Source organism: Oleiphilus sp. HI0079 (assembly GCF_001635105.1).
The window spans coordinates 1-5243 of sequence record NZ_LWFT01000746.1 but is presented as its reverse complement, the minus strand read 5'-3'; the positions used below and the strand labels follow the sequence as shown (position 1 = coordinate 5243).

Annotated in this window: 7 protein-coding genes; 5 read left to right on the top strand and 2 right to left on the bottom strand. The window is 48.5% G+C overall.

From position 1 onward, the window contains the following. On the bottom strand, nucleotides 1–849 hold an 849-nt coding region (gene rho, locus A3750_RS13825; RefSeq protein WP_068548374.1), incomplete at its 3' end, for a transcription termination factor Rho. Between the two features lie 224 nt (nucleotides 850–1073). Here rho and glp point away from each other — a divergent pair. Genes glp through A3750_RS13800 form a run of 5 tightly spaced genes read left to right on the top strand, consistent with a single transcriptional unit; the run spans nucleotide 1074 to nucleotide 3898 of the window. Next, entirely contained in the window at nucleotides 1074–2315 is a 1242-nt protein-coding gene (gene glp / locus A3750_RS13820) for a gephyrin-like molybdotransferase Glp (RefSeq protein WP_068465704.1), read from the top strand. Beyond that, nucleotides 2312–2557, top strand: coding sequence for a molybdopterin converting factor subunit 1 (moaD, locus tag A3750_RS13815; RefSeq protein WP_068457459.1), 246 nt, complete (start codon nucleotides 2312–2314; stop codon nucleotides 2555–2557). Before glp ends, moaD begins: the two co-directional genes overlap by 4 nt. Nucleotide 2558: 1 nt before the next feature. Next, entirely contained in the window at nucleotides 2559–3008 is a 450-nt protein-coding gene (locus tag A3750_RS13810) for a molybdenum cofactor biosynthesis protein MoaE (RefSeq protein WP_068465706.1), read from the top strand. Between the two features lie 3 nt (nucleotides 3009–3011). Next, complete coding sequence (locus tag A3750_RS13805) at nucleotides 3012–3440, top strand: GNAT family N-acetyltransferase (protein WP_068465708.1); 429 nt, start codon at nucleotides 3012–3014, stop codon at nucleotides 3438–3440. A 38-nt stretch (nucleotides 3441–3478) separates the two neighbouring features. Further along, on the top strand, nucleotides 3479–3898 hold the full coding sequence (locus tag A3750_RS13800) for a CBS domain-containing protein (RefSeq protein ID WP_082863017.1): 420 nt from the start codon (nucleotides 3479–3481) through the stop codon (nucleotides 3896–3898). Here A3750_RS13800 and A3750_RS13795 read toward each other — a convergent pair. Then, a partial coding sequence (locus A3750_RS13795) for a sodium:proton antiporter (protein ID WP_068548373.1) occupies nucleotides 3895–5243 on the bottom strand: 1349 nt, incomplete at its 5' end. The genes A3750_RS13800 and A3750_RS13795 overlap by 4 nt on opposite strands.

Genomic DNA, 5243 nt, shown 5'->3' with positions numbered 1-5243 from the left:
CTTACCCGAGCTTGGAATAATCGTATTGTATGCGCGAGCAAGACGTGTAATCGAATCAAGAATAATGACAACATCCTGCTTATGCTCAACAAGTCGCTTGGCTTTCTCGATGACCATTTCTGCTACCTGAACATGGCGCGCAGGAGGTTCATCAAACGTACTCGCAACCACTTCGCCGCGAACAGATCGCTGCATCTCAGTTACTTCTTCAGGCCGCTCGTCAATCAGCAACACCATCAAATGACACTCAGGACTATTGCGCGCAATTGACTGCGCAATATTTTGCATCATTAGGGTTTTACCTGCCTTTGGCGGAGAAACAACCAAACCACGCTGGCCTTTACCGATAGGTGCGACCAAATCTAGGATACGGCCGGATAAGTCTTCGGTACTGCCATTGCCAACTTCAAGAATCAATCGATCATCAGGAAATAGAGGCGTAAGGTTTTCAAACAAGATTTTGTTTTTCGACGATTCAGGCTTGTCAAAGTTGATCTGACTAACCTTCAACAACGCAAAGTAACGCTCGCCATCTTTTGGCGGGCGAATCTTACCGGAAATGGTATCGCCGGTTCGCAAATTAAAGCGACGGATTTGGCTGGGCGAGACATAAATGTCATCAGGCCCTGCCAGGTATGAACCTTCAGCAGAGCGCAAAAAGCCGAAGCCATCTTGCAAGATTTCTAATACGCCATCACCGTATATATCTTCTCCGCCTTTTGCATGGCGCTTCAGAATGGTGAAAATGACATCTTGTTTACGAGAGCGAGCCAGGTTGTCTAAACCCATTTCGGCTGCAATTTCTAAAAGTTCGGGTACGTTCTTTTTCTTTAATTCGGAAAGATTCATATCAATAGTCTTGATTACACAGAGTTGTGTTGTACTTGAGGGCTGAGGAATATCTAGGAAAAGCGCTGAGGGCGGAAAATAAGCTATGCCGCAGTCGGCTTCATTGGTAAGTTAAGATAGATCAAATTGAAAACAATATCTAGTTTTATTCTACAAAAACTTACTTTAACATCGATATTGACTTCCAACACCCAAACCAAACCTCATAAAGACGACGTTTCTCTATGCAAAAAACGCATCTACTTCCTTTGGAAGAAGCGCTTTCAACACTGCTTGAAAAGATACAGACGAGCTCGCAAACAGAACGGGTCTCGATTACTGAGGCTCTTAACCGAGTAGCGGCCGAAGATATAACATCGAGCCTTTCCATACCACCGTTCGACAATAGTGCGGTTGATGGCTACGCGTTCCGAATAGCGGACATGGAAAAAGAGGGTCGCCTTCCTGTAAATATGCGTATTCCTGCGGGAGCGGCGCCTGGAAAACTTGAGCCTGGGTGCGCCGCTCGTATCTTCACCGGCGCACCCACTCCCGCTGGAGCGGACTGCGTCGTTATGCAGGAAAGCGCCGACATAGACTCTGCAAACGAACAGAGCTACGTCTCTTATGCCTCAGAGATGAACTCACAGCAAAATATTCGCCCCGCAGGCCAGGATTTCAGCAAAGGCCAGCAACTTCTTCGCAGGGGCGATGTACTGAGACCACAAAACATTGCTCTACTTGCCTCTGCCGGGATTGCCAGTATCCATGTATTCAAGCCATTAAAAGTGGCCATACTTTCTACTGGGGATGAGCTTGCCGCGCCCGGAGAGACTTTAAAGCCAGGCCAGATCTATAATTCTAACCAAGCGCTGCTGAGCACACTTGTTCGCAACTTTGGTTTTGAATCTCTCGAAGTCGGTATTGTCGCCGACACCTTGGAAGCGACCAAACAAGCCTTATTGCGTGCAGCACAAGCCGACATCATTGTTTCTAGCGGTGGCGCTTCGGTTGGCGAGGAAGACTATATAAAAGCCGCGATTGAAGAAGTGGGCGAGATCGACTTTTGGCGCATCGCGATCAAACCCGGAAAACCCTTTATGCTCGGCGATGTGCAAGGCAAACCCGTTCTCGGACTGCCAGGAAATCCGTCCGCAGTGCTTGTCACCTTTCTTATGTTAGCCCGCCCCATGCTTCTAAAGCGCCAAGGTTGTAGAGCTCAGACCTACCGTTCACTCCGCCTGCCTGTAGGGTTTTCAGTCAAGTCGGCAAGCATTAGACGGGAGTTTCAGCGAGTGCGCTTAAATGAACGAGGACAATTGATTGCCCACCCTAACCAAAGCTCAGGCATGATGAGTTCCTCGTGCTGGGCTGAGGGCTTAGCCGTGATCCCAGAGAACACGCAACCTACCACGGGCGATCTCGTTGAATTTATCCCCTTCGCCAATCTTCTTCAATTTCCCGATACATTACTGGAGATAGGATGAATATCCTTTTTTTTGCGAGCTTGAAAGAACAGTTAGGCTGCTCCGAAGTTTCAATGGACCTAGATAACCCATGCTCTGTCGCTCAGATCAAGAACGATCTCATGGCAAAAGGCGAGCCTTGGCAATCTGCACTGTCTTCTCCAAATCTGTTAACCGCAGTAAATCAAGAAATAGCCAACAATGAAACCATCGTCTCAAATTCTGATGAGCTTGCGTTTTTCCCTCCGGTGACAGGTGGGTAAGATGATAAAAATTCAAAAAGAAGACTTTAATACATCTGATATACATCAGTATCTGCGAGAAGCCGCGCCAGCTAAAACGGGGGCTATTTGCATGTTCACTGGCCTCGTTCGAGAATTTGGTGATCAAAGTGACGTCCAGGCAATTGAACTCGAACACTATCCTGGAATGACGGAGAAACAGCTTCAAAACATTGTTGATCAAGCCAAGCAACGCTGGCCTATATTGGCAAGCTGCATCATTCACAGGATAGGGATGCTAAAGCTGGATGAACAAATTGTCGCGGTAGCAGTCAGCTCCTCCCATCGGGAAGCCGCTTTCGAAGCTTGCAGCTTTATCATGGATTATCTCAAACGCGATGCCACCATTTGGAAAAAGGAAGTCGCAGAGGAGGCGCACTGGGTGGAAGCAAAACAAAGCGATGCAGCCAAAGCCGACTCATGGAACACCTGATCGATGCAAGAATATGTCTTCCGATCGCTTGATCCAGCGATTTTTCCGCTCGCAAAAAAGTTTTACAAGCAATTTGGGCAAACAACAAAGACAAATCGGCAAGATAAAATCTTTGCGGCTTTTGACAACAGTTCAATGCGCGCCTGTTTGCGGATTACGCCCTATGGAGAAGCCCGCTTACTAAGAGGCGTTTTCGTTGCCCCCTCCTACCGAGGTCGTGGGCTCGGATCGGATCTCATTCGCTACGCCCTAGAGCATAGTGAGCTTAATGAGGTCTGGACCTTCCCATACATGCACTTAACTGCGCTATACGAGACGCTGAACTTCCTTCCTGAGGCAGTCGAAGACGCACCCGAAACCATTCGACACGCCTTCAAGACATACTCAGATCAAGGTAAACAAATTTCATTAATGCGTTGGCAACATCTGTAGCGCATACTATAAACATAACGAATACAAGGGAGGGCACCGTGAAAAGCATTCTAGTGAAAGATTATATGAGCAGCAATGTCACCAGCTTCAAACCGGAAGACAATGTGATAGAGGCGCTGCGGCAACTTTTAAAGCAAGGGCACTCTGGCGCTCCAGTGCTCGACAACGAGCGCCGCTTAGTCGGTATGCTCTCAGAGATTGATTGCCTAAAAGAAGCGTTAATGGATGGCTATTATCAAAGTGCTAGCGATCGCGTCGCAGACCATATGACGAAAGAAGTCGACTGTGTAAAGGCAAACGACAATATTTTGGTGCTTGCTGACATGTTTGTTGGCGGACGCCGTCGCGTGCCCGTTGTGGACGAGGGTGCGCTCGTCGGCATTATTACGCGACAGGATTTTGCTAGAGCGCTTATTTACACCATCGACCATCCGCACCACGGTGATCACGCGCACTAGGCATCCTTCTTGGCTCCAGCCTCTGCTGCTGGAACGGGGGCTTTCTTTTGCACCAGGCTGACCATTTGCCAGTCAGCCTTGGGAGCAACGCTCTCAGCACCTCCCGCTGGATACACCGCCCCACTGGGCGCGACGGAAAACAGTAGAGTGAGATTTGCGCCGTGCTCTTTTAGATAAGCGTCAAACGAAAACTCTTCCGTTAATCGTGTAATTGTTACCCGAGCGCCCTTACTGTACAAACTTGCCAGTTTTGCATAACTCAAACCATCCTGAAAAAGACTCGCCGCCTGCATAAAGGTCTCTGGTGTTTGATGACTGGCACGTTGCTCCATTTCTCCCTCGCTTAATGCGAAAACGTGCTGAGCGTTGAAACGGTCAAGGAAGTGATAAACGACATGAGCATTTAATTTTTTATACGGTGAAATCGCCAAGAATTGCCCAATACCCGTCATTTCGAGGTTGTTCTCAGCATGCTCTGAAGCCGGGTTTCCATAGTAAACCGACAAACCTTCCATTCGAGCCGCCCGATAGTTTTCCCAACTGGTGTCTGACAACACAACTGGAACATCAAGCTTTTGAAAGGCTTTCGCAATATCTCGCGCAACGGCGTTTGCGCCCAAAAATAAATACCCATTACTCGATGGCTCACGCACTTTAAGTAACTTCGCCAGCGGAGTGGCTGAAATGCTTTGCAACGCAACGGTAATCACAATCACTAAAAATACCAAAGGCACGAGCATTGCGGCTTCTTCAATACCAATTTCTTCAAGCCTGAAAGCAAATAGCGAGGACACCGCAGCAGCCACAATACCGCGGGGTGCAATCCAGCTTAAAAAAGACCGCTCTTGCCAGCTAAGGTCTGTTCCTAGCGAAGCCAAATTGACGGCTAAAGGCCGGGCGATAAAGATCAGCGCCGCAAGAATCCAAATGGCCCCTGCGCCCAGATCGTAGATTGCCTGCAACTCCATCCGCGCTGCCAGAAGAATGAACAAGGCAGAAATTAGAAGAACAGAAAGAGACTCTTTAAATTCGAGAATCTCATCAATAGGCACACCTCGCATATTAGCAAGCCAGATCCCCATAACGGTGACCGTCAACAATCCCGATTCATGCACCAGAAAGTTTGAGGCGGCATACACACCGAGCATAAAGGTCAGTACGCCAGTATTAAGCAAGAACTGCGGCAACCATTGACTGCGCAAAGCCTCGCCCAATAGATAGCCTGATGCGCAACCGAGCGTCAGCCCAAGTACCAGCGTTGCGCCAAAGGTGAACATGGTAGACATAAACGCACTGCTTTCTCCAGCAGTTGCGCCGTTGGAAGCGATGATAAACTCGAACACCA